Raw genomic sequence first — 22,437 nt, forward strand, 5'->3', positions numbered from 1 at the left:
GGTACAAGGGGTTAAGGGGTTGCTGGCATGACGTTTGACAGGCGAAGCCTGTTGCTTTCCGGCATGGCAGGCGCGGTGGCAACCGCCCTGCCCGGCACCCTGGCCTGGGCCGCCAAGCCGCCGGGCAATCCCGATGAGGGATTCGCCCGGCTGCTGCGCCGCCACACCCATGCCTTTCTGCACCGCTCGCCCGAAGAGGCGACGAGTCTGGGCTATGATACCGGAGCCAATGCGTCGCTGCGCGCGCGGCTCGACGACCGTTCGCAGGCCGCGCGCGAGGCAGACCGCGCGGCCATCACGATCGCGCTGGCCGATCTCGACGAAATCGATGTCCTGGCGCTGTCGAAGCCTGCCCAGCTCGACCATGCGGTGGCGCGCTTCGTCTATGAAACGCTGGCCGATACGCTCGGCCGCTATGGCTATGTCGACGCCAATCTGCGGCCTAGCCCCTATATCGTCAGCCAGATGAACGGGGCCTATTACTGGCTGCCCGATTTCATCGGCGGAACGCATCCGCTGGAAAGCGCTGCCGATGTCGCGGCCTGGCACGACCGGCTGGCGGCGCTTGCGGTCGCGCTCGATCAGGAGACCGACCGGATCCGGATCGATGCCGCAGCCGGGGTCATCCCGCCCGGCTTCGTCATCGACCGCACGGTGCGCCAGATCGAGGCTTTGCGCGATGCACCGCCGCGCACGTCATCGCTGATGGCCAAGGCGATCGCGCGCGCCGAGGCGGCCGGGCTGGGTGATATCGGCACGAAGGGCGAGGCCATCTTCGCCAAGGCGATCGCGCCTGCGCTAGGCCGTCAGGCGGAAACGCTCAAGGCGCTGCGGGCACAGTCGGTCGAGACCGCCGGATGCTGGCGGCTGCCCGATGGCGATGCCTATTATGCCAGCGCGCTGCGCGCCAACACCACCTCAACGATCGCGCCGGAGGAACTGCACCGCGAAGGGCTCGCCCAGTGCGCCGCGCTGATCGCCGAGATCGATGCCGGGCTGAAGGCGCAAGGCCTTTCCAAAGGCTCGGTGGGCGATCGGATCAAGGCGCTCAACGCCGATCCGCGCTTCACCGTGAGCGATGACGATGCGGGACGCGCTCAGATCATCAAGGCGGCCGAAGCCACGCTGACGCGGGTGCGCGAGCGGCTGGCGGGCGCGTTCAGCGCGGTCGAGATCGATCCGCTGGTGGTCCGGCGCATTCCGGTCGCGATCGAGAATGGCGCACCCGGGGCGTTCTATTCCGAGGGCATCGCGGGCCAGCCGGGCACCTATTCGCTCAACCTCAAGAACCCCGGCGAGCATCCGCTGTGGCGGCTGCCGACGCTAACACATCACGAGGGCATTCCCGGGCACCATTACCAGGCATCGGTGCTGCGCCATGGCAGCGCGCTGCCGCTGTTCCGCAAGGTCGTGCGCTTTTCCGCCTATACCGAAGGCTGGGCGCTCTATGCGCAGCAAGTGGCGGACGAACTCGGCGTGTACGAGGGCGACCCTTTCGGGCGCATCGGCTACCTTCAGTCCGAGCTGTTCCGCGCCGCGCGCATCGTCGTCGATACCGGCCTGCACCACAAGCGCTGGAGCCGCGAGGAAGCGGTGCAGTGGATGGTCGACAATGCGGGCGAAAGCCCCGAGAGCACCGATCGCGAGGTCGTGCGCTATGCCGTCTATCCCGGCCAGGCGTGCAGCTTCAAGGTCGGCGCGAACCGCATCGTCGCCGCGCGTGAGGCGGCGCGGGCACGGCTGGGCGCGAAGTTCGACATCCGCGGCTTCCACGATCTGGTGCTGCGCTCGGGCCCGGTGCCGATGGCGGTGCTCGAAGAGGCGGCTAGCCAATGGATAGCATGAGCTCTGCCCCACCGCGCAGATGGCATCTCGCACTGCTGCTGCTCCCTTTTCTGTGGCAGGTGGGCGCGGTGCCGCTGGTCAATGACATTGCCTGGCGGCCCTTCGGCCTGCCCTTTCCGATGGTGTGGCAGATGGCGGGCGTGCTGTTTGCCAGCGCCGTCATCGCGCTGGTCCGCGCGATCGACCTGAAGCGCGAGCAGCGCCGATGATCCTGGGCGTGACGCTGCTGGTCGTTCTGGGCACGATCATCGGAGCGGTGCTCTATGGCCGCGCGCAGAGCAAGGCGAGGTCGGTCGAGGACTGGGCGCTGGGCGGACGCCGCATGGGGACGCTGATCTTCTGGTTCCTCAATGCGGGCGAGATCTACACCACCTTCGCGGTGCTCGGCATATCGGGCTTCGCCTGGGCCTATGGCGCGCCGGCCTATCTCGCCTTTTGCTCGGTCTCGCTGTCCGCAGCGATCGGGTACTGGCTGATGCCGAAGATCTGGGCAGCAGGCCGCGCGCGGTCGCTCGTCACCCAGGCAGATTTCTTTGCCGATCACTATCGCGCGCGCTGGCTGGGCGTGGTCGTCGCGCTGGTCGGGATCGCCGCTTTGGTGGTCTATGTGCAGATCCAGATCACCGCGCTCGGCCTCATCCTGCGCATGACGCTCGGCACCGATGTCTCCCCGGGCATGGCGGCGGTGCTTGCGGCTGCGGCGATGCTGGCCTTCGTGTTCCTGGCAGGGCTGCGCTCCGCTGCCTTTGCTGCGGGCGTGAAGGACGTGCTGATGCTGGTGCTGGTCATCGCGCTCAGCGCCACCGTGGCGGGCATTGTCGGCGCCAGCTCGATGGCCGATGTCTATGCCCGCGCGCAGGACGCGTTTCCCGGCATCGGCAAGCTGCCGGGGCTGAAACGCGATAGCGGGCTGTCGACCACCTGGCTGATGACCTCGGCGCTCAATGTCGCGCTCGCCAACTGGATCTTCCCGCACATGTTCCAGCTGAGCTATTCGGCGGCGACCGAGGATGCGATCCGCCGCAACGCGATCTTCCAGCCGATCTATTCGCTGTCCTATTTCTTCATCATCCTGCTGGGCCTCGCCGCGCTGCTCGCGGGCACGATCCCACCCGATGGCGATATCAACGCCGTGCTGCTGCAGTTCGTGTCCGATCGCTATCCGCCCTGGCTCGTCGGGCTGCTCGCGGGGACCGCCTGCCTGCTCGCGCTCGTGCCGGGATCGGTGCTGCTGCTCACTGCCGGATCGATCTTTGCGCGCAATGTCGTGAGCCCGCTCTATCCGGCTCTGAGCGATCGTGCCGGCCTGCTCGCCTCGCGGCTGTCGATGGTGGGCGCGGCGGCCATCGCGGTCTATCTGACGCTCGGCGGCAACCGCTCGCTGGTCGAGATCGGGCTGTCGGCCTATGGCGCGATCGGCCTGCTCGCGCCGGGCGTGTTCCTCGCCTTCCTCTGGCCGCGCACCAGCGCGGTTGCGGTCGCAGGCGGGCTGGTGGCAGGCTATGCGCTGCTCGTCACCCCGCCGGGCGAGGCCTGGATCGCCGCGAATTTCATCGAATGGGAACCGGGCCTGGTCGCCATGGGGGCGGCGCTGATTGTCACCGTCGCGATCAGCCTCGTCGCCCCGCGCCGCGCCGGTGCGACCGATACCCTGCCCCTCAACCCGCCCCTCGCCTCGCAAGGAGAAACCGCCTGATGACCGACGCGCCCGCCTTTCTCGCCGCCGACCATGTCTCGTTCACCGTGCCCGATCTCGAAGCGGCGATCGCCTTCTATGCCGACACGTTCGGCGCGCGCGAGCTGTTCCGCATGGGGCCGCTCGCGGCGGGCGAAATCCCGGCGATGCCCGATGGCCGCGACTGGATGGAGGCGCATGTCGGGGTCGCGGGCGCCACGCTGACGCTCGCTATGCTCGAGCTGGTCGGCAATCTGAACCTGCAGCTGGTGCAATATGATGCGCCCGGCGATCGTAACCCGGTTCCGCCGCGCAACTGCGATGCGGGCGGGCATCATCTCGCGCTGCGCGTCGACGATGTCGAGAAGGCCGCTGCCTATCTCGCCGCCAGGGGCTGCACCGTGCAGAATATCATCGAGATTACCGAAGGACCGCTCGCGGGCAAGAAGAACCTCTATATCCGCGACCCCTTTGGCCACAGCCTCGAAATCGTCGATTGAAGGAGCCTGCCATGTCCAATACCCGCCTCAACCCGCCCTCGCTTTACGAAAGCACCGGGTTCGGCTTTTCCCACGCGACGGTGCAGGACGGCGGCAGGACCATCCACCTCGCCGGCCAGGTCGCCTGGGACAAGGACTGCAACGTCGTGGGTCCAGGCGATCTCGCCGCGCAGACCCGCCAGGCGCTCGCCAATCTCAAGGCCGTGCTGGAGGCTGCAGGTGCGACCCCGGCCGATGTCGTGCGGCTGCGCACCTATATCGTCGATCACAGCCCCGACAAGCTGGGCGTGGTGCTGCCCGAGATCGGTGCATTCTACGATGGGGGCGTGCCTGCACCCAACACGCTGATCGGCGTCGCGGCGCTCGCCATGCCCGATTTCCTGATCGAGATCGAGGCGACCGCAGCGATCGGCTGACCGCCCTTGTCGATCTGGTCGGACGTCAGTCGATCAGATCGGCAATCGCCACCGGACGCGCCGGGAAGCGGGCGGTAAAGCCGCCGCCCGGCGCCGCCCCATGTTCGGCGAGCAGCGCGCGCACCGCATGCTCGCACGACCGGCCCTGGCACACGCCCATGCCTGCGCGCGACACGAGCTTGAGTGCGCTTGCATCCTCGGGCCCTGCAGTCGCCCTGATCGCGCGGATCAGCGCGCCGCGCGTCACATCCTCGCAGCGGCACAGGATCGTGGCATCGTCGGCGAGCCCCGCGATCGCCGCGCGCGGATCGGCGATGCGGGCGAGCAGATCGGCAAAGCGCTGCAATTTCGCCAGTTCGCGACGGGTCGGCGCGGCGCGCATCTCTGCCTCGCTTTCGCTCAGCAACCCATCGGCCAGAAGAATCCCTATCGCCGCCAGCCGCCCTTCGCGCAGCGCGATCTCTGCCCCGGCCACCCCGGTCGTCTCGCCCGCCGCGCTGAGGCCTTGCACACTGCTGCGCTGCCAGCGATCAACCTTGGCCGCGATACCGCCGGTGCGCTCGCAGCGCTGCATCGCGCAGCCCGCCTGACGCGGCAGATCGGCCTGGGGCAGGAATCCGTAACAGGTGGCGAGCACATCGCAGGCGATTCTGCTGCCATCGGCGAATTCCGCCGCCTCGAGCCGCTCGCTGCCTCTCGCACGGACCAGCCGCTGCCCGAAGCGCACAGGCACGCCCGCGCGCCGCAAGTTCGCAAAGGCCGCAGCGGCATCGCGAAACGGGCGCAAGTTGCCGAGCGGCAGCAGCGGATCGCGCAGCAGCTGGCCCGCCATCGCACCCAGCCCTTGCGCGAAATGCACGCCGGCGACATCGGCCCCGGCCTTGCGCAGCTGATCGGCGACGAGCAGTTGCAGCGGATGCGTGCCCGCCAGCACGAAGCGCTTGCCCGGCACGACCTGCTGGCTCTTGAGGAACGCCTGCACCCCGCCCGCGCTCATCACGCCGGGGAGCGTCCAGCCGGGAAAGGCAGTCGGCATGTCATAGCATCCCGCCGCGACCAGCACCCGGCGCGCGGCAATCGTCATCCGTCCGTCGCGGTCCGTTGCCAGCAGCTGAAAACCATCTGCCTGTCGGAACAGCCCGAGCACCGAGATACCGCCGCGCCAGTCGAGCCCGTCCAGCGCCTCGGTGCGGTGGAGCTGCGCCTTGAGATCGTCATAGGTCGCGCCGGGCAGCCAGTCGCGCACGCCCAATGTCGCAGGCGGCTGGCGCAGGATCTGCCCGCCCATCCGGGGCTGCTCGTCGAGCACGACGACGCCGAGGCCCGCCGCACAGGCGATCTCGGCTGCTGCCTGTCCGGCAGGACCACCGCCGATGATGGCCAGGTCGAACATCTCGCTCATCCGCGCCGCACCTCCATGCCGGGCTCGACCGGAACCAGGCAGGCCCGCAGCCGCCTTGCCGTTCGCCCCGGCACATCCACCGTCACGAAGCATTCGCCGCAGGTTCCCATGTTGCAGAACATGCCGCGCGCCTGGCCCTCCAGATCGGCGCGGAACACCGGCTTGTCCGCCGCGAGCAGCGCCGAGGCGAGCATCTCGCCGGGCAGTGCGGTCACCTCCGCGCCATCGACGCGGATGAGGATCGGCTCGGGATGGTGGCTGGCGATCCGGTGGCTCATCCCATGAACCCGTTCAGATGATCGAACCGGTCGGGGCTGAACAGCGCGAGTTCGCCGTCGCCGCCACACTCGCCCGCCATTTCGGCGGCGAGCAGCCGCGCGAAGGTCGGCCCCAGGGTGAAGCCCGATCCGCCTGCTGCGACATAGAGGCCGGGCACCCGGCTCACCGCACCGACCAGCGGCAGCTGATCCGCAGTCAATGCGACGATGCCCGTCCAGCTGCGGATGATGTTGAGCGCGGCGACGCCCGGCACGGTATCGGCCGCTGCCTTGAGGTTCGCGCGCAACGCCTCGGGATTGATCGTCGCGGGCCGCGAAAGGTCGAAGCCCGTGTCGGCGCGCTGCAACCGCGAGGCCCAGCCGCCGCCGATCAGGATGTTGCCGCTTTCGGCCTGTTTCATCGACAGTCGCCGCCCGACATGCTGCACCAGATGGCCGATCATCGGTGCGGTCCGCTCGGTCGCGGTCATCGTCAGCCCTGCCGGGAAGACCGGCAGGTGTAGATTGAACAGCACGCCGGTCCTCATGGTTGCAGCGCCGGTGGCGAGCAGCACGCGGTCGGCGCGGACCTGCTCGCGCCCCTCGCCACTGGCCAATGTGACCTGAAAGCCGCTTGCCGACCGGCCGACATCGGCGAGCCGTGTGTGTGAGCGCACCTCAGCGCCGCTTTCGATCGCGCGCGCGGCGAGCAGCCGGGTGATGGTGCGCGGGTTGGCATGGCCTTCATCGGCGAGCCAGGTGGCGGCGCGGATGCCGGGTGACAGATAGGGCGCGATCGCGGCCACGCCGGCGCCATCGAGCAACTCGGTCGGCACGCCGAATTCCGCCTCGCGCGCGGCCTTGCGCTCGATCAGCGCCACCTCGGCATCGCTCTCGGCGACCATCAGCCCGCCATGCATGACGATCTCCATCGCCGGGCCGAACTGCTGATCGAGCGCACGCCAGTCCTGGATGGCGAGCCGGTTGAGCGCGAGCACCCGGCTCGCCTGCTCGGCCAGCGCGGGCCCGTTCTCGAGAAAGCGCCGTTCGATCTGGAAATGCAGCGAGCCCGCATTCTGGCCCGAGGCCCCGCCATTGAGTTCGCCCGCCTCGACCAGCATGACGCTGGCCCCACGCTCCGCCAGATGCCAGGCGGTGGCGCAGCCGGTCAATCCGCCGCCGACGATGAGAACATCGAGAGCGGTCATCCGCTCACAGCTTGCCGGCCTGGCGCAGCGTCGCTTCCACCTGGGCACGGCCATGCGCGTCGACATCGATCAGCGGCGCACGCACCCCGCCCACCGGCATGCCGAGCGCGGCAAAGGCGGCCTTGAGCACGGCCGGGCCCGAGCCGAACCGGCCGACCAGATCGGGCGTGTACCACTGGTCGAGGATCATCCGGTCCTTCGCCCCGCAAGCACGTGCGGCGTCGAGATTTCCGGCCCAGAGATGGTTGTAGAAATCGGGCTGGTCGCGGCCGAGCACGCCGCCAGCGCCCATCGTGCCATCGCCACCGGCGCCGTTCAGCAGGGTCAGTCCGTGTTCGTCCATCGCGAAGCCGAAGATACGCACAGTTTCGCGCAACATGAAGAAGGTCTTGACGAAAAGATCGAGCCTGCCGGTCGATTGCTTCAGCGCGACCACGCCGTCCAGCCCGGCAATCCGCGCCAGCAGCTCGGGCGGCATGTCGATGCCCGTACCGGGCGGCCAGTTATACACGCAGATCGGCAGCACATTGGCGTCCGACACGGTCTTGTAGAACCGGAACAACTCCTCTTCGGACGGGCGTACATAAGGCGGCGGGGTCAGCAATATGCCATCGAAGCCGCAATCGCGGGCATGGCGGGCAAGTTCGATGCTGTCCTGCGGCGTGAAGCTGGTGCAGCCTGCAATGATCGGCAACCGGCCCTTCATCTGCGCGCCGACCAGCGAGAACAGGTCGCGCCGCTCGGCAGGCGAGAGGCTAGTCCATTCGCCGGTGGTGCCGCCGATCACCAGGCCGTGCATCCCCTCGGCCAGTAGCCATTCCAGATACGCGCCCAGCCGCTGCGGATCGAGCGCGCCATCATCGCTGAACGGCGTCACGATGGCGGGCAGATAACCCCGCCAGTTCACTCTCGACCGCTTGTCTGCCACCTTCGGCAACTCCCCCAGGAAATTGTGTTCTCGTCACCCTGCGCCGATGTCTTGTGCTTCATCAATAGCAACGCAGGCCAATTGTCATTGCGTATCAGGCAACACTAAGCGACAAGCTTTCCATGCCCCATCGGCTCTAGGGAATGATCCATGTCCGATATAGCATTGCGTTACCTCTACGAAACCGTGATGGCCGGGTCGATGCGCGCCGCAGGCGACCGGCTGGGCGTGGCCGCCTCGTCGATCAGCCGCCAGGTTGCGCAGCTGGAGCTCGAATATGGCATGCCGCTGTTCGAGCGCGGCCGCCGCACGATCCAGCTGACCCAGGCGGGCGAGCTGGCGATCGAGCATTACCGTTCGCTGATGGCCAGCCGCGAATCGCTCTCGATGCGAATGGAAGAATTGCGCGAGGCACGCACCGGCATGGTCAGCCTGGGCGTGGGCGAGGGCTTTCTCGGCCCCTTTTTCAACCAGTTGATTGACCGCTTCCACCGCGAGCACCCGCAGGTGCAGGTGCTGAGCAACGTGACCTCGTCCACCGCGATCGTGCGCAGCGTGCTGGCGGACGAAGCGCATTTCGGGCTGGTGCTCTACACCCCGGCCGAGCCGAATATCCGCGTGCGCATTTCGGTGAACGAACCGCTGCGCGTCATGGTCGCGCCGACGCATCCGCTGGCAGGCATGGCACGCGTCTCGCTCGCCGATCTGGTGCAGCACCCGATCTGTCTGGGGCCGGAGGATTTCCTCATCCGCCAGCTGCTGCGCACCGCCGAAGCGCGACAGCGGCTGTTCCTGGAGCCGGCGATCGTCATCAACTCGATCCAGGCAATGCGCGATCTGGCGGCAACGGGCAGCGTCACCACTGTGCTGCCCGAATTTTCCGCGCGGCCCGAGATCGCCGACGGGCGGCTGCTCGCCATCCCGCTCGACGAGACGATCGACACGGTCACGGTCAGCCTGATCACGCGGATCGGCCGTCAGCTCGAAAGCGCACCGCGAAGGCTGCTCACCGCGTTCGAATCGGGCATGGCGCGATGGGCGGCCACCGCCAGCCGCTAGGGCTCCACCGTCACTCCACGGTAACGGATTTCGCGAGGTTCCTGGGCTGATCGACATCGGTGCCCTTGGCGACGGCGACGTGATAGGCGAGCAGCTGCACAGGCACGGCATAGACCAAAGGCGCGATCAGCGGGTGCACGCTGGGCATCTCGATCGTTGCGAGGCACCCCTCACCCGCTTCCGCCAGGCCGTCTGCGTCAGAGATCAGCACCACCTTGCCGCCGCGCGCGCGGACCTCCTGCATGTTGCTCACGGTCTTCTCGAACAGCGGACCCGAAGGCGCGATGACGATGATCGGTACCGCTTCGTCGATCAAGGCGATTGGTCCGTGCTTCATCTCGCCCGCGGCATAGCCTTCGGCATGGATATAGCTGATTTCCTTGAGCTTGAGCGCGCCTTCGAGCGCCAGCGCATAATCGGGGCCGCGGCCCAGATACAGCACGTCGCGCGCCTGCGCGATGGTGTGCGCCATCGCCTCGATCTCGGCATCGTGCGCCAGCGCGGCGTTAATCGCGGCAGGCGCCTCGATCAGGTGCCGCACGATCTCGGCCTCTTCCGCCGCATCGAGCCTGCCCTTGGCGCGCGCAAGGTTGACCGCCAGCGCCGCCATCACCGCCAGCTGGCAGGTGAACGCCTTGGTCGAGGCGACGCCGATCTCGGGCCCGGCATGCGTCGGCAGCAGCAGATCGACCTCGCGCGCCATCGAGCTGGTCGGCACGTTGATGATGCCGGCCGTGGTCACGCCGCCCGCTTTCATATGGCGCAAGGCCGCCAGCGTGTCGGCCGTCTCGCCCGATTGCGAGACGACCACGCCCAGCATGTTCGGCGTCAGCACGGGGTCGCGATAGCGGAACTCCGAAGCGACATCGACCTCGACCGGAACGCGTGCGAGTTGCTCGATCCAGTATTTGCCGATCAGCCCGACATAGGAGGCGGTGCCGCAGGCGATGATCGTCACCCGCTCGATATCCGAAAGCGCGAAGTCCATCTGCGGCAGCGCCACCTGCTGCTCGACCGAGCGGATATAGCTCTGCAGCGTCTGCGCCACGACCACCGGCTGCTCGAAGATTTCCTTCTGCATGAAATGGCGGTGATTGCCCTTGTCGATGAGCGCTCCGGTGACGCCCGACAGGGTGATCTCGCGCTCGACCGGCTGGTTGTCGGCATCATAGACCTGCGCGCCCTCACGGGTCAGTACGACCCAGTCGCCCTCTTCCAGATAGGCGATGCGCTGCGTCAGCGGCGCGAGCGCCAGCGCGTCCGATCCCAGATAGGCCTCATCCTCGCCATAGCCGAGCACGAGCGGCGATCCCAGACGCGCGCCGATCAGCAGATCGGGATGCTGGCGAAAGGCAATGGCGAGCGCAAACGCGCCGCGCAACTGGGGCAACACCGCCTTGACCGCATCCTGCGGGCTGTCGCCAGCCTCGATCCGCTCGCTCACCAGATGCGCGACGACCTCGGTATCGGTCTCGCTCTCGAAGGTACGGCCGCGTGCGATCAGTTCATCGCGCAGCGATTTGAAGTTCTCGATGATGCCATTGTGCACCAGCGCCACCTCGCCGGTCGCATGCGGGTGCGCATTGGCGGTGGTCGGCGCGCCATGCGTTGCCCAGCGGGTGTGCGCGATACCGACATGGCCGGGTGCCGGATCGCGCGCGAGCACGTCGACCAGGTTGCGCAGCTTGCCCTCGGCGCGCCGCCGCACCAGCTGGCCATCGTGCACCGTGCAGACCCCGGCCGAATCATAACCGCGATATTCCATGCGCTTCAGGCCATCGACCAGATCGCCCACAACGTCACGACGGGCGAGAATTCCAACGATACCACACATTTACGATGGGCCTTTCAAAGCAGATAGGGAACGCGGATGCCCGGCATCTCTGCCGGGAAGTCCTTGGTATTTCGTGTAATCAGGATCGCCCCGTTCACCTGAGCGGTCGCCAGGATATAGGCGTCCATCAGCTTCATCCTGGTGCGAAAACGGATATCGGCTGCCGCGGAGGCGATACGCTGATCGATTTCGACCACGTCGAACGGCGACAACAGATGACGAATGGTATCGCGTTTTTCCAGCGGTTCGCCTGCCAGCACTTCGGTCCAGACGATCCTGCTGATCCGGTGATGGCGATAGCGCGACAGCTCCGAAATGGCTGGCGTTCTGTCCTTCAACCAGTCGATGAGGATGTTCGTATCAAAAAAAGGATCGGACACGGATCAGATATCATCATAGCTGCGGCGGTCTTCGCGCATGGCGCGCTGATATTCGACCGCGTCGCCGATATCATCGCGATCTTTCCAGTAGCCCGCACCGCGCTGAATCCAGCTGCGGTCATCCCCGTTCTGAACCAGATACAGCTTCACCGCCTCGCGAATGGTGGCTGCCCGCGACGTACTGCTCTTCGCCGCAATCGCATCGAGCTTCTCGATATCTTCGTCGGGGATTTCGGTCAGTATGCGCATGCGATCGTCATCTCCAGAACGGCGATGATATACTGATATCATATCATGATATCATGTCAAGGCATGGCGCACTGGCCAAACCGGGTGGCCGAAGTGATTACCCCACCAGATGTTTCGCAAGCAACCACGCGCCACACCGTCAACACGATGCCAGCAAGCAACACCAAGCACGCCACAAAAACCGGGAAGAGCGGATGCCCCCTCACTTCCCCTCGCGCTTCTTCTTGCGCATCGCGTCGTGAAAGCGGTCGGCCCAGCCGGGCTTGACCAGCTGCTCGGCGCGGACCAGGCGCAACTCGCCATCGGCGACGTCGCGCGATACCGCGCTGCCCGCTGCCACGATCGCATCGCGGCCGATCCTGACCGGGGCGATCAGCGCGCTGTTCGATCCGATGAACGCGTTTTCGCCAATGACGGTCTGGTATTTGAAATAGCCGTCATAATTGCAGGTGATCGTGCCCGCGCCGATATTGGCGTTCGCGCCGACCGTGGCATCGCCCAGATAGGTCAGATGGTTCGCCTTGGCCCCCGGCCCCAGCACCGCCTTCTTCATCTCGACGAAATTGCCGACCTTCGCGCCTTCACGCATGTCCGCGCCGGGGCGGAGCCGCGCGAACGGGCCGACGGTGCAGCCGCTGGCGATGGTCGCCCCTTCGATATGGCTGAAGGCGTGGATCACCACATTGTCGGCGATGGTCACGCCGGGGCCGAACACGACATTGGGCTCGATCACGACATCGCGCCCGACAACGGTATCATGTGCGAACCACACGGTTTCAGGCGCGATCAGGCTTGCGCCATCAGCCATCGCCTGCGCCCGTCGACGGGCCTGCCAGATGCTTTCGGCTTCCGCCAGTTCGGCGCGGCTGTTGATGCCGATCAGTTCGTCGGGATCGGTCTCGACCACCACCGCCCCGTCGCCATCGGCCAGCGCCAGCATGATGATGTCGGGCAGATAATATTCACCCGCCGCATTGTCGTTGCCGACGCGTTCGAGCAGCGGCCAAAGATCGGTGGTGCGCACGGCGGTAACGCCCGAATTGCACAGCCTGACCGCGCGCTCGGCATCGGTCGCGTCCTTGAACTCGACCATTTTCGAGATCGAACCTGTGGCATCGGCGATGATCCGGCCATAGGCCTTGGCGTCCTCAGGCACGAAGCCCAGCACCGCGACACGTGGGCCATCTTCGGCGAGCAACCGGTCGCTGAGCCTGGCAATGGTCTCAGGGCGCAGAAAAGGCGTATCGCCGAAACAGACGATCGCGATGCCGTCGAACCCCGCCAATGCATGCTTTGCCTGCAATGCGGCATGCGCCGTACCAAGCTGTTCGGCCTGATGCGCTATGTCCACACCGCGCGGCGCGACCGAGGCCTCCACCTGTTCGCGACGCGCCCCCACCACGACCACCTGGCGAGCGGCCCCCGCCGCCTCCAGGCTGTCTAGCAGATGATGCAGCATGGGTTGCCCTGCTATCGGATGGAGCACCTTGTGCAGCTCCGATTTCATGCGCGTTCCCTGGCCCGCTGCCAGAATGATTGCTGCCAGCGGCTGCTCAGCCATTTCGTAACGTTCTCCGCGTTTCCCAAAGCAGATCGTATTTACCCTTGGCACGAACTGCTTGCATCCGCCACCTTTTTCGGGCGATGCACTGCCCCATGACAGACTTTCCCTACCAAATCATTGGCTTTGATCTCGATGGTACGCTGCTCGATACCAGCCCCGAACTGACCGTTTCGGTCAATCACACGCTGGGCCTCGCCGGCTTGCCGCCGCTCACCCAGGAAGAGATCAAGCCAATGGTGGGCCTGGGTGCCAAGCACATGCTGCAGGTGGGCCTGGAGCGTGCCGGCAATAGCGATCCGCAAGCGCTGCGCGAGTATCTGCCGATCCTGCTCGACCATTATGGCGAGAATCTGGGCAGCGGCTCCCCACCTTATCCCGGCCTGCTGGATTGCATGGCGCGGTTCGATGCGATGGGCGTGAAAATGACCATCGTCACCAACAAGTACGAGCGGTTCGCGGTCAAGCTGCTGACCGAGGTCGGGCTGATCGACCGGTTCGCCTGCGTCATCGGCGGCGACACCATGGGCAAGGGCAAGTCCAAGCCAGACCGCGCGCCGATCGACGAGATGATCCGCCGCTGCGGCGGCGAGCCAGGAGCGACTCCCGCAGCGTTCATCGGTGACAGCATCTACGACGTGATGGCCGCGCACAATGCCGGCATTCCGTGCGTCGCGGTCAGCTTCGGCTTCCTGCACCAGCCGGTGGACGAACTGGGTGCGGATGCGATCATCGACCATTATGACGAGTTCATCCCCACGCTGGAGCGGATTGCGGCGAAATAGGCCGTTCAGTATCGGACCCAGCCGTTTGTCCCGAGCGAAGTCGAGGGACGTGATCGCAACCGTTCAAACATGGGTCCCTCGACTTCGCTCGGGACAAACGAAGATTTTTGCCTACTCGCGGAGGTGCAGTCTACCCGCGATGCCCCTTGCGCCATTTGGTCCACAGATGGCGCGCCAGCATCGCCGGCGGCATGCGCAGCAGGTGCGAGCGCATATAGAAGCCCTGGCGCGTCAGCTTGCGCGTCTTGCGCCCCCAGCCATCGACCGCCGTGATCCGGCGCAGGAACAGGGCGTCGGTAACTGCCGGACGGATCGGCCAGATGGCGGGCGTACCGAAAAGGCGATAGGTCAGCCGCAACGCGCGTTCCACCGGCCGTGTCAGTCCGTGCAGCCTCGCCCGCTCCGCCAGCCGGTCTGAAAAGCCGGCGTCCTCCGCCACGAACTGCCGCACCAGCCGGTCGATGTCCCACAGGTTGCGCATGCCCCCCGACAAATCGCCATCGGCGATCAGGTGTGCGGCGGCATGGCAGATCATGTCCTCAGGCGAGAGCACATACAGGCCCGACGACAGCTCCCGCGCATCGGCGATCAGCGCCGCGGCATCGGGCTTCGGCCCGGCGGTCAGCGGCAGGATGGTGTGGTGCACGTCGATCATCCGGTCGCGCTCGCCATGGATCAGCGGCGGCAGCTCGTGCATCCATTGCCGGTAATAGGCATCGTCATAGGGATCGGGCTTGACCCATTCCCAGCCCGCCTGCAGCAACGACGCCTCGACCTGATCGAGCCCTTCGCGCGCGACGAGAATGTCGAGATCGCCGATCGACCGCCCCATGGCGGCATCGAGCCCGGCAGCGGCAAAGGCGGTGCCCTTGAGCAGAATGACGCGACCCGGATAGCAGGCCAGCGCCATCTGCGCGCATTCGGCTTCCCACAAGGCCTGGCGCAGCCCGGCCTGGTTGGAAAGCCGCACATCGGCAAGCACCCGCGCCGTGGGGAAAGGCACTGGCTGGTCGGCCATGATCTCGGCCAGCGTTCCGATCAGCGACAGCGCACGGGCAGTGGACAGCAGCCGCGTCCAGCCGGCGGCATCGAGCCGGGCGACCGATGCGGGATCGGTGAGCGCGCGCGCAACCGACCAGCCGTCGATCATGCCGCTGCGGCCGCCCCGTCTCCAAACTGGCCCCCCATTCTGGCCCCCTGTTCGGACCAGAGTCGTTCGACCAGTTCGACGCCCTCGTCGCCGGTGGCATAGTCGATCGCGCAGGCGGGAACCGAGCGCACGAAGCCGGTAAGCGCATCGAAGCCGCGCTCGCCCAAAGCGACATAATTGGTCGACGCCTGGGTCAGGCGCACGAAGCTCTCCGCCTCGTCCATGCGGCGCACCGCGCGAGGGAAGCCGAAGCGCGGGAAGAGCAGCAGGCCAGGCCTTGTCTCGCGCGCCATCTGCTCGATCCATTCGGTGCGCGGGCGCAGGTGGCGGATGGTGCCCTTGGGCGTATCGCGCAGCACCGGGCCGAAGCGCGTCTCGTCATCGACCTCGCGCTCCATCGCTGCGATCGCCTGGTTCTTGAGGCTCACCGGGCGCGGAAACGGCGCGATTTTGCCGCTATCGGGATCGAGCAGGACGAATTCGTCGCCGAGGAAGCGCCAGCCGCGTTCGGCGAGCAGCGCCGACAGCGTCGACTTTCCCGCGCCCGACAGCCCGGTCATCACGACAGCCCGGCCCTGACGCGACACGGCGCTGGCGTGAAGCAGCAGATGCCGCCGCCAGCCCAGCGCCATTTGCAGGTTCATCGCCATTTCCGCTGCAAGCAGCCCCTGTTCCAGCGGCAATGGCAGCGCATCAGGTAGCGTGAAATCGCCCGCAATGGCGACCTGCGGGCGGACATAGCGGCGCAGCGCGGATGTTGCCTGCAGCCGCACCGTGAAATCGGGCACCACCTCTTCCATCGGATAGTCGGCATATAGCGCGCGCAGCTGATCGATCGGCGCGCGCCAATCGCTGCCGATGCGGAATCGGGCCGGTCCGACAGTGATGAAACAGGCATGGCGCATGGCAAGTGCCATATCGTTTGCGGCCCTGCGGACAAAATGGAAACGGGGGCCTATGCCCTCGAGCGATGCGGATTTACATCGCGCTGATGCAAGTGTGTCACGCCTGCGCGCGCACGCGCACCAGTCCCAGCGCGGCAAGCTCTGCCAGCCGCTCACCAAGTACCGTTTCGGGACGCTCCTGCGGGTCGTCACCGAGCAGATCGAATCGCCTGGCGATCTGCGCGACGAGCCGCTCAGCTGTGACAAATGTGCCTGCTCCGACAGCATCCAGCGCATCGAGCAGTTCGGGCACGGGTTCGGCCAGCAGATGCGTGATGCCCGAAGGCGCGTGATAGATCGCCTCCAGCCCGCCGAGCCTTACGCGCTTGAGCGCATGGCCGGGCAAGGCAGCATAGGCACGCTCGCTCACCGCCTGCGCCTCGGGTCAGCGGCGCGGCATCTGCAGCGAAGCATAGCAGGTAAAGCCGCTCTGCCCGTTCTGCAGCTTGCGGATATAGTTGAGATAAGCCTGCGACTGTTCGCGCGTGGTGCCCGGCAGGTTGCTGCCCTGCAGCGCCTTGCGCACCTCTTCCCCGGTAAAGTCGCGCGGCGACGGCGGAAAGGCGCCAGGCGTGTCGGGCGTCACCAGCTTGCCGGTGGGGTCGATATACATGCCCTTGCCGCGCTCGGGCACCGGGATCTGGCAGTTGAGCACCGATCCTGCGGTCTGTGCCAGCGCGGGGCGGATGCTGACCACGGCCGATGTGGCGACGGCCCCGATCAGCAGCGTCCTGCGGGCCGCATCGACAGGCGCAGGTCCAACACCCGAATCGCTGGGGGTGGAGCCATCCATGTTGCTGTCGTCAGCGTGCATCTTCATCGTCCCAAACGCGCAAAATCGCAGCGCAAATATCGGCCGAAAAGACTAAAGACCCGTCACCGGCGCAAAGGCAAGGCCTTTGATCGGCTGTCCTTTGCCGGGACAAGGCAAGCCACCGCCATGAAAATGCGCACCGCCCCGATCATCGATGGCGCGGCCCAGCCAAGGCTGGTATAGCCCGCGCGACATGGGACAGGCCAGCGGAACGGGACTGAACGGCGGCCGCTTCCTCCTCGCGACAGCAGTGCTGGGCGCAGGGGTCGCGATCAGCCAGTTCGGCACAAACGGCATGGAGCAGGCGATGATCTGCTTCGCCGCAGGCATCGTTGCGATCGTCATCATGGCCGACCTTTCGAGCCCGGCCAAGCACAACCCCCAGGCCGCCGCCCCGATCCGCGAGCCCGAGGTCAAGCCGATCAGCCAGCATCGCGATTTTACCAGCTTTATCGACGGGCTGGCCGACCCGGTGCTGGTGCTGACCGGCACCAATGTCCGCCGCGCCAACAGCGCCGCGCGCAAGCTGCTGGGCGAATATTGCGTCGGCGAGGATATCCGCCTGGTCATCCGCCATCCGGCAGCGGCCGATCTGCTGGCAGAGGCGAGCCTGGCCAATGAAGGGCCGATCCAGCTGGTCGGCATCGGCAGCCGCGACCAGCGCTGGGAAATGCTGGTGCGCGACATGCCCGGCGGCGAACGCATATTGCACCTCTGGGATCGCTCGGGCGTCTATGCGGTCGAGCGGATGCGCACCGATTTCGTCGCCAATGCCAGCCACGAGCTGCGCACCCCGCTCGCCTCGATCAAGGGCTTTATCGAGACGCTGGAAGACAAGGAAGCTGGCGACGATCCCGAGATCCGCGCTCGCTTCCTCAATGTGATGTTCCGCGAAGCCAATCGCATGCAGAAGCTGATCGACGACCTGATCTCGCTCTCGCGCATCGAGGCGGAGAAGTTCCGCGTGCCCGATACGCCTGTCGACCTGCCCGATCTGATGCGCGAGGTTCAGTCTGTGCTGCGCCAGAGCCAGCCCGAGCGCGGCGCGGATATTGTCGTCGATATCGGCCCCGACCTGCCGCCGCTGCGCGGCGACCGGGCGCAGCTTTCGCAGCTGCTGCACAATCTCGTGTCGAACAGCATGAAATACGGCCAGGCTGGCACGCCGGTTACGATGCGGCTGCGCGCCTCGCGCAACGGAGCGCTGCTGCGGCTTTCGGTCAGCGATTGCGGCGAAGGCATCGCGCCCGAGCATCTGCCGCGCTTGACCGAGCGCTTCTATCGCGTCGATTCGAGCCGCAGCCGCGCGATCGGCGGCACGGGCCTCGGCCTGTCGATCGTGAAGCATATCGTCGAGCGGCACCGCGGCCGGCTGGAAATCGACAGCGAAGTCCAAAAGGGCACGACCATCACCATCACCCTGCCCGCCGATCCGCGCGGGGCTCAGGGCGATGCTTCCGCACCGGCCGACGAGCCCGCGCTGCCCGCCTGAGGCGCCACCGTCCGGACCCGCCGGAAGCGCTGTCACAAAAGCGTCACCTGATTGTCATGTTCGGGCAACGGCCCCTCCCTAACGGCCTCAACGGAAGGGGGCCAGGCAAAGGCATGATCCGCGTCGCGCGATTCTGCCATGTCCGCTGCCGCCGCCTTCATGGCCGGACGTGCGGCTGATGTTCTTGCCCAGAGAGGGGTCGACGTGTTGATCAGGAAGCTCGCCTTTGCCTGCCTTCCGGCGCTTTTGCTGGCCGGATGCAAGGACCCGGCGTCGACCAGCGAGGGCAGCAGCCGCAGCGAGATTCGCATCGTCGGCTCATCCACCGTCTTCCCCTTTGCCAAGAAGGTGGCGGAGGAATTCGTCAATTTCGATCCCGAGCGCCGTTCGCCCATCCTTGAATCGACCGGTACTGGCGGCGGGGTGGAGCTGTTCTGCGCGGGCGTCGGCGCGAAGACGCCCGACATCGTCAACGCCTCGCGCCGGATGAAGAAGAGCGAGTTCGAACGCTGCCAGGCCAATGGCGTCGACGGGGTGATCGAGATCGTGATCGGTTTTGACGGCATCGCGCTCGCCCAGTCGACCAAGGGACCCAAGCTGTCGCTCACGGTCGAGGAATTCTACACCGCGCTCGCCGCCCAGCCGTTCGGCAAGGGCCCCAATACCGCGATGCGCTGGCCGGATATCAATCCGGCGCTGCCCGATACGCGGATCAACATCTTCGGCCCGCCCGCCACCTCGGGCACGCGCGATGCGCTCGAAGAGATCATCATGGAAAAGGGCTGCAAGACCGATCCCGCGATCAAGGCGCTGTCGGACAGCGACAAGGAAAAGTTCGAGGACATCTGCCACTCGATCCGCACCGACCAGGCCTATACCGATACCGGAGAGAACGATAACCTGATCGTCCAGAAGCTTTCGACCAACCCCGATGCGGTCGGCATCTTCAGCTACAGCTATCTGGCCGACAATGCCGACACCGTGCGCGGCGTGCCGATCGGCGGCGTCGAACCGAGCTATGCGACGATCGAGAACGGCACCTATCCCGGCGCGCGCACGCTCTACATCTATGTGAAGAAGAAGCATGTCGACGTGATCCCGGGCCTGCGCGAATTCGTCGCCGAATTCCTGCGCGGCGGGGAGCACGAGGGCTATCTCACCCGGATCGGCCTGATCGCCGCGCCCGACAAGACCCGTACCGAGATGCTCGGTCGCATCAAGTCGCTCACCGCGCTCGACGGCGCGGACCTGAAATAAGCAGTGTCATGACCATCACCGCCACTTTCTTCCTGATTGCGGGCCTCGGCCTGATCGCCTGGGTCTTCGCCCGCGCGCGTGCCGGACGCTTCATCCAGTCGGGTGTTGCCAGCGTCCATTCGCTGCCCAGCTATCATGGCTGGTATGCCGCGATGTGGGCGGTCGTTCCCGCGATCCTGTTCCTGCTGGTGTGGAGCACCATCGCGCCGGCGCTCGGCAGCTACCAGGTGCTCGAAAGCCCGCTGGCCGCAGGGCTTCCCACCGATGCTTTCGAGCGTGCCGCGATTCTGTCCGAAGCGCGCGCGCTGTCGCACAATCCCGACCTCAAGGTGTTCAACGACGCCGCAGTCAGGCTCGCCCCGCTCTATGAAGCCGCGGACAGCAAATATGCGATGATCGGCGCGCTCGCCGCCTTCCTGCTGTGCTTTGCCGGCGGCGCCTTTGCCTTTACCCGCATCCGCCCGGATTTCCGCGCACGCACCCAGGTCGAGCGCACGGTGATGTTCGGCCTGTTGCTCGCCTCGCTGATCGCGATCCTGGCGACGCTCGGCATTGTCGCCTCGTTGATCTTCGAGACGATCCGCTTCTTCGGCATGGTCTCGCCGTTCGAATTCCTGTTCGGGCTCGACTGGAACCCGTCGGACAAGGTCGTCGATGGCCAGGCCACCGGCTTCGGCGCGGTGCCGCTGTTCTGGGGCACGGTGTTCATCGGCGCGATCATCGCGATGCTGGTCGCGATCCCGCTCGGGCTGATGAGCGCGGTCTACCTCACTCAATATGCCAGCGCCAATGTGCGCAAGTGGATGAAGCCGATCCTCGAGATTCTCGCGGGCGTGCCGACCGTGGTCTATGGCTATTTCGCCGCGCTGACCGTCGCGCCTGCGCTGCGCAGCTTTGCCGTGTCGATCGGCATCACCGACGCATCGTCCGAATCGGCGCTTGCCGCGGGCCTGGTGATGGGTGTGATGATCATCCCGTTCGTCTCCTCCATGGCCGATGACAGCATCGCCGCCGTGCCCGGCAGCATGCGCGACGGTTCGCTCGCCATGGGCGCGACCAAGAGCGAGACGATCAAGCAGGTTCTGATCCCCGCGGCACTCCCCGGCGTGGTCGGCGGCGTGCTGCTCGCGGTCAGCCGCGCAATCGGCGAGACGATGATCGTGGTGATGGCCGCAGGCCTGGCCGCGAACCTCACCGCCAATCCCTTCGCCAGCGTCACCACCGTCACCACGCAGATCGTCCAGCTGCTCACCGGCGATACCGATTTCGACAGCCCGATGACGCTCGCCGCCTTCGCGCTCGGCCTGACGCTATTCGTCGTCACGCTGCTGCTCAACATCGTCGCGCTGCAGATCGTCAAGAGATACCGGGAAGCGTATGACTGAGGCCCTGACCATGACCGCCACGCCCCAGACAGGAAGCCCTTCGTCGCGCAAGACCGACTGGATGGGCGATGCCATGCAGAAGCGGATCGCGCGCCGCTATGCCGCCGAGCGCCGGTTCAAGTTCCTCGGCCTGGCTGCGGTCGCAACCTCGTCGCTGTTTCTCGCCTTCCTGCTCGTGGTGATGATCGGCAACGGGGCCAAGGGTTTCGTGACCACCGAGGCGACGCTGACCATTGACCTGCCCGCCGCGACCGGCAGCATCTCGCCCGATCAGCTGACCGGGCCGCAGCTTCGCGCCACCATGGCCTCGATCGACGTTCGCCGCATCTTCGACAATGCCGTGCAGGCGCAATATGGCGAGGACGGCGCGCGCTATTTCGCCAGCACCGCCTGGACCGCCTTGCGCGACCAGTTGGTCGAAAATCCCAATCTGGTGATGGGCAAGACCAGCTTCTGGCTGCCGACCTCTGCCGATATCGACCGCGCTGCCAAGGATCGTTCGACACCGCAAGCCGAGCGCGATTATGCCGCGCTCACCAAGGCGGGCGAAGTGCGGCAGAGCTTCAACATGCAGTTCCTCACCGGCTCTGACGGCACCGATCCGGCGCGCGTCGGCATCTGGGGCGCGCTCAAGGGCTCGCTGATCACGATGGTCGTGACCCTGTTCCTCGCCTTCCCCGTCGGCGTGCTGGCGGCGGTGTATCTCGAGGAATATGCGCCCAAGAACCGCTTCACCGACCTGATCGAGGTGTCGATCAACAATCTCGCGGCCGTACCCTCGATCATCTTCGGCCTGCTGGGTCTGGCGGTGTTCCTGCAGTTCCTGTCGATGCCGCGCTCGGCGGCTTTGGTCGGCGGTCTGACGCTGGCGCTGATGACCATGCCGGTCATTGTCATCGCCGCGCGCAACGCCATCAAGGCCGTGCCCCCCTCGATCCGCGAGGCGGCGATGGGCGTCGGCGCGAGCCCGATCCAGGTCGTGTTCCACCATGTCCTGCCGCTTGCCATTCCCGGCATCATGACCGGTACGATCATCGGCATGGCGCGTGCGCTTGGCGAGACCGCGCCGCTGCTGATGATCGGCATGCGCGCTTTCACCACCACCCCGCCCGACGGCCTGACCGACCCCGCCACCGTGCTGCCGGTGCAGATCTTCCTCTGGTCGGACGAGGTCAATCGCGGATTTGTCGAAAAGACCTCTGCCGCGATCATCGTCCTGCTCGTCTTCCTGCTCACCATGAACGCGATTGCCGTGTACCTGCGCAACCGCTTCGAAACCCGCTGGTAACCCGATCC

The 22,437-nt window shown here is 66.2% G+C and carries 23 protein-coding genes; 11 read left to right on the forward strand and 12 right to left on the reverse strand.

Features of this window, described 5'->3' with window-relative positions:
- Positions 1-27 precede the first annotated feature (27 nt).
- Genes AX725_RS05150 through AX725_RS05170 form a run of 5 tightly spaced genes read left to right on the forward strand, consistent with a single transcriptional unit; the run spans position 28 to position 4,436 of the window.
- A complete protein-coding gene (locus tag AX725_RS05150) occupies positions 28-1,845 on the forward strand; it encodes a DUF885 domain-containing protein (RefSeq protein ID WP_067512998.1) in 1,818 nt (605 codons plus the stop codon).
- Positions 1,842-2,054 carry a DUF3311 domain-containing protein gene (locus AX725_RS05155; RefSeq protein ID WP_060977209.1) on the forward strand — a complete coding sequence of 71 codons (213 nt, stop codon included), beginning with the start codon at positions 1,842-1,844 and terminating at the stop codon, positions 2,052-2,054. The genes AX725_RS05150 and AX725_RS05155 overlap by 4 nt, the downstream gene beginning before the upstream one ends.
- Positions 2,051-3,541 carry a sodium:solute symporter family protein gene (locus AX725_RS05160; protein ID WP_060977210.1) on the forward strand — a complete coding sequence of 497 codons (1,491 nt, stop codon included), beginning with the start codon at positions 2,051-2,053 and terminating at the stop codon, positions 3,539-3,541. Before AX725_RS05155 ends, AX725_RS05160 begins: the two co-directional genes overlap by 4 nt.
- On the forward strand, positions 3,541-4,020 hold the full coding sequence (locus AX725_RS05165; RefSeq protein ID WP_060977211.1) for a VOC family protein: 480 nt from the start codon (positions 3,541-3,543) through the stop codon (positions 4,018-4,020). The genes AX725_RS05160 and AX725_RS05165 overlap by 1 nt, the downstream gene beginning before the upstream one ends.
- Positions 4,021-4,031: 11 nt before the next feature.
- Positions 4,032-4,436, forward strand: a complete 405-nt coding sequence (locus AX725_RS05170) for a RidA family protein (RefSeq protein WP_060977296.1) — start codon at positions 4,032-4,034, stop codon at positions 4,434-4,436.
- Positions 4,437-4,461: 25 nt separating this feature from the next.
- On the opposite strand, the gene AX725_RS05175 is transcribed toward AX725_RS05170, so the two are convergent.
- From AX725_RS05175 to AX725_RS05190, 4 genes are read right to left on the reverse strand one after another with little or no spacing between them, the layout of a single operon-like run.
- Positions 4,462-5,838, reverse strand: coding sequence for an FAD/NAD(P)-dependent oxidoreductase (locus tag AX725_RS05175; protein WP_060977212.1), 1,377 nt, complete (start codon positions 5,836-5,838; stop codon positions 4,462-4,464).
- Positions 5,835-6,116, reverse strand: coding sequence for a (2Fe-2S)-binding protein (locus AX725_RS05180; protein WP_060977213.1), 282 nt, complete (start codon positions 6,114-6,116; stop codon positions 5,835-5,837). The genes AX725_RS05175 and AX725_RS05180 overlap by 4 nt, the downstream gene beginning before the upstream one ends.
- A complete protein-coding gene (locus tag AX725_RS05185) occupies positions 6,113-7,303 on the reverse strand; it encodes an NAD(P)/FAD-dependent oxidoreductase (protein ID WP_060977214.1) in 1,191 nt (396 codons plus the stop codon). The genes AX725_RS05180 and AX725_RS05185 overlap by 4 nt, the downstream gene beginning before the upstream one ends.
- A gap of 4 nt (positions 7,304-7,307) precedes the next feature.
- Positions 7,308-8,210, reverse strand: coding sequence for a dihydrodipicolinate synthase family protein (locus AX725_RS05190; protein WP_208597808.1), 903 nt, complete (start codon positions 8,208-8,210; stop codon positions 7,308-7,310).
- A 171-nt stretch (positions 8,211-8,381) separates the two neighbouring features.
- On the opposite strand from AX725_RS05190, the gene AX725_RS05195 reads away from it, so the two are divergent.
- The gene (locus AX725_RS05195) at positions 8,382-9,290 is read left to right on the forward strand and encodes a LysR family transcriptional regulator (RefSeq protein WP_060977215.1); all 909 of its coding nucleotides are present in this window, start codon (positions 8,382-8,384) and stop codon (positions 9,288-9,290) included.
- A 10-nt stretch (positions 9,291-9,300) separates the two neighbouring features.
- Here AX725_RS05195 and glmS read toward each other — a convergent pair whose 3' ends face one another.
- The 4 genes from glmS to glmU all read right to left on the reverse strand — a co-directional run bounded on the left by glmS (position 9,301) and on the right by glmU (position 13,314).
- On the reverse strand, positions 9,301-11,124 hold the full coding sequence (glmS, locus tag AX725_RS05200; RefSeq protein ID WP_060977216.1) for a glutamine--fructose-6-phosphate transaminase (isomerizing): 1,824 nt from the start codon (positions 11,122-11,124) through the stop codon (positions 9,301-9,303).
- A 14-nt stretch (positions 11,125-11,138) separates the two neighbouring features.
- Positions 11,139-11,504, reverse strand: coding sequence for a type II toxin-antitoxin system VapC family toxin (locus tag AX725_RS05205; RefSeq protein WP_060977217.1), 366 nt, complete (start codon positions 11,502-11,504; stop codon positions 11,139-11,141).
- A 3-nt stretch (positions 11,505-11,507) separates the two neighbouring features.
- Positions 11,508-11,753 carry a ribbon-helix-helix domain-containing protein gene (locus AX725_RS05210; RefSeq protein ID WP_060977218.1) on the reverse strand — a complete coding sequence of 82 codons (246 nt, stop codon included), beginning with the start codon at positions 11,751-11,753 and terminating at the stop codon, positions 11,508-11,510.
- Between the two features lie 202 nt (positions 11,754-11,955).
- Positions 11,956-13,314: a bifunctional UDP-N-acetylglucosamine diphosphorylase/glucosamine-1-phosphate N-acetyltransferase GlmU gene (gene glmU, locus AX725_RS05215; RefSeq protein WP_060977219.1), complete on the reverse strand. Its 1,359-nt coding sequence runs from the start codon at positions 13,312-13,314 to the stop codon at positions 11,956-11,958.
- A 95-nt stretch (positions 13,315-13,409) separates the two neighbouring features.
- Between glmU and AX725_RS05220 the strand changes: the two genes are divergently transcribed.
- Complete coding sequence (locus AX725_RS05220) at positions 13,410-14,099, forward strand: HAD hydrolase-like protein (protein ID WP_060977220.1); 690 nt, start codon at positions 13,410-13,412, stop codon at positions 14,097-14,099.
- 130 nt (positions 14,100-14,229) lie between these two features.
- On the opposite strand, the gene AX725_RS05225 is transcribed toward AX725_RS05220, so the two are convergent.
- The 4 genes from AX725_RS05225 to AX725_RS05240 all read right to left on the reverse strand — a co-directional run bounded on the left by AX725_RS05225 (position 14,230) and on the right by AX725_RS05240 (position 16,986).
- Positions 14,230-15,249 (reverse strand): nucleotidyltransferase domain-containing protein, encoded by a 1,020-nt coding sequence (locus AX725_RS05225; protein ID WP_060977221.1) that lies wholly within the window; start codon positions 15,247-15,249, stop codon positions 14,230-14,232.
- On the reverse strand, positions 15,246-16,154 hold the full coding sequence (locus AX725_RS05230; RefSeq protein WP_060977298.1) for an HprK-related kinase A: 909 nt from the start codon (positions 16,152-16,154) through the stop codon (positions 15,246-15,248). Before AX725_RS05230 ends, AX725_RS05225 begins: the two co-directional genes overlap by 4 nt.
- Positions 16,155-16,251: 97 nt before the next feature.
- Positions 16,252-16,563, reverse strand: coding sequence for an HPr-rel-A system PqqD family peptide chaperone (locus AX725_RS05235; RefSeq protein ID WP_060977222.1), 312 nt, complete (start codon positions 16,561-16,563; stop codon positions 16,252-16,254).
- 15 nt (positions 16,564-16,578) lie between these two features.
- Complete coding sequence (locus tag AX725_RS05240) at positions 16,579-16,986, reverse strand: hypothetical protein (protein ID WP_081096919.1); 408 nt, start codon at positions 16,984-16,986, stop codon at positions 16,579-16,581.
- A 214-nt stretch (positions 16,987-17,200) separates the two neighbouring features.
- Here AX725_RS05240 and AX725_RS05245 point away from each other — a divergent pair, with 214 nt between their 5' ends.
- From AX725_RS05245 to pstA, 4 genes are all read left to right on the forward strand, one after another.
- Entirely contained in the window at positions 17,201-18,499 is a 1,299-nt protein-coding gene (locus AX725_RS05245) for an ATP-binding protein (protein ID WP_060977300.1), read from the forward strand.
- A gap of 204 nt (positions 18,500-18,703) precedes the next feature.
- On the forward strand, positions 18,704-19,756 hold the full coding sequence (locus tag AX725_RS05250; RefSeq protein ID WP_060977301.1) for a substrate-binding domain-containing protein: 1,053 nt from the start codon (positions 18,704-18,706) through the stop codon (positions 19,754-19,756).
- A gap of 8 nt (positions 19,757-19,764) precedes the next feature.
- Complete coding sequence (gene pstC / locus AX725_RS05255) at positions 19,765-21,141, forward strand: phosphate ABC transporter permease subunit PstC (protein WP_060977223.1); 1,377 nt, start codon at positions 19,765-19,767, stop codon at positions 21,139-21,141.
- Positions 21,134-22,429, forward strand: a complete 1,296-nt coding sequence (gene pstA, locus AX725_RS05260; protein WP_060977224.1) for a phosphate ABC transporter permease PstA — start codon at positions 21,134-21,136, stop codon at positions 22,427-22,429. The genes pstC and pstA overlap by 8 nt, the downstream gene beginning before the upstream one ends.
- The last annotated feature ends 8 nt before the right edge of the window (positions 22,430-22,437 follow it).

Source organism: Blastomonas sp. CCH9-A1 (assembly GCF_001557175.1).
GTDB classification, from domain to species: Bacteria; Pseudomonadota; Alphaproteobacteria; order Sphingomonadales; family Sphingomonadaceae; genus Blastomonas; species Blastomonas delafieldii_A.

Excerpts from the sequence above, each read along its gene's own strand:
- glmU (WP_060977219.1), bottom strand. The coding sequence starts at position 13,314 with ATGGCTGAGCAGCCGCTGGCAGCAATCATTCTGGCAGCGGGCCAGGGA.
- AX725_RS05245 (WP_060977300.1), top strand. The coding sequence starts at position 17,201 with ATGGGACAGGCCAGCGGAACGGGACTGAACGGCGGCCGCTTCCTCCTC.
- AX725_RS05170 (WP_060977296.1), top strand. The coding sequence starts at position 4,032 with ATGTCCAATACCCGCCTCAACCCGCCCTCGCTTTACGAAAGCACCGGG.
- AX725_RS05180 (WP_060977213.1), bottom strand. The coding sequence starts at position 6,116 with ATGAGCCACCGGATCGCCAGCCACCATCCCGAGCCGATCCTCATCCGC.
- AX725_RS05155 (WP_060977209.1), top strand. The coding sequence starts at position 1,842 with ATGAGCTCTGCCCCACCGCGCAGATGGCATCTCGCACTGCTGCTGCTC.
- AX725_RS05210 (WP_060977218.1), bottom strand. The coding sequence starts at position 11,753 with ATGCGCATACTGACCGAAATCCCCGACGAAGATATCGAGAAGCTCGAT.
- AX725_RS05240 (WP_081096919.1), bottom strand. The coding sequence starts at position 16,986 with ATGGATGGCTCCACCCCCAGCGATTCGGGTGTTGGACCTGCGCCTGTC.
- AX725_RS05195 (WP_060977215.1), top strand. The coding sequence starts at position 8,382 with ATGTCCGATATAGCATTGCGTTACCTCTACGAAACCGTGATGGCCGGG.
- AX725_RS05175 (WP_060977212.1), bottom strand. The coding sequence starts at position 5,838 with ATGAGCGAGATGTTCGACCTGGCCATCATCGGCGGTGGTCCTGCCGGA.
- pstC (WP_060977223.1), top strand. The coding sequence starts at position 19,765 with ATGACCATCACCGCCACTTTCTTCCTGATTGCGGGCCTCGGCCTGATC.
- AX725_RS05220 (WP_060977220.1), top strand. The coding sequence starts at position 13,410 with ATGACAGACTTTCCCTACCAAATCATTGGCTTTGATCTCGATGGTACG.
- AX725_RS05185 (WP_060977214.1), bottom strand. The coding sequence starts at position 7,303 with ATGACCGCTCTCGATGTTCTCATCGTCGGCGGCGGATTGACCGGCTGC.
- glmS (WP_060977216.1), bottom strand. The coding sequence starts at position 11,124 with ATGTGTGGTATCGTTGGAATTCTCGCCCGTCGTGACGTTGTGGGCGAT.
- pstA (WP_060977224.1), top strand. The coding sequence starts at position 21,134 with ATGACTGAGGCCCTGACCATGACCGCCACGCCCCAGACAGGAAGCCCT.
- AX725_RS05165 (WP_060977211.1), top strand. The coding sequence starts at position 3,541 with ATGACCGACGCGCCCGCCTTTCTCGCCGCCGACCATGTCTCGTTCACC.
- AX725_RS05225 (WP_060977221.1), bottom strand. The coding sequence starts at position 15,249 with ATGATCGACGGCTGGTCGGTTGCGCGCGCGCTCACCGATCCCGCATCG.
- AX725_RS05150 (WP_067512998.1), top strand. The coding sequence starts at position 28 with ATGACGTTTGACAGGCGAAGCCTGTTGCTTTCCGGCATGGCAGGCGCG.
- AX725_RS05230 (WP_060977298.1), bottom strand. The coding sequence starts at position 16,154 with ATGCGCCATGCCTGTTTCATCACTGTCGGACCGGCCCGATTCCGCATC.
- AX725_RS05160 (WP_060977210.1), top strand. The coding sequence starts at position 2,051 with ATGATCCTGGGCGTGACGCTGCTGGTCGTTCTGGGCACGATCATCGGA.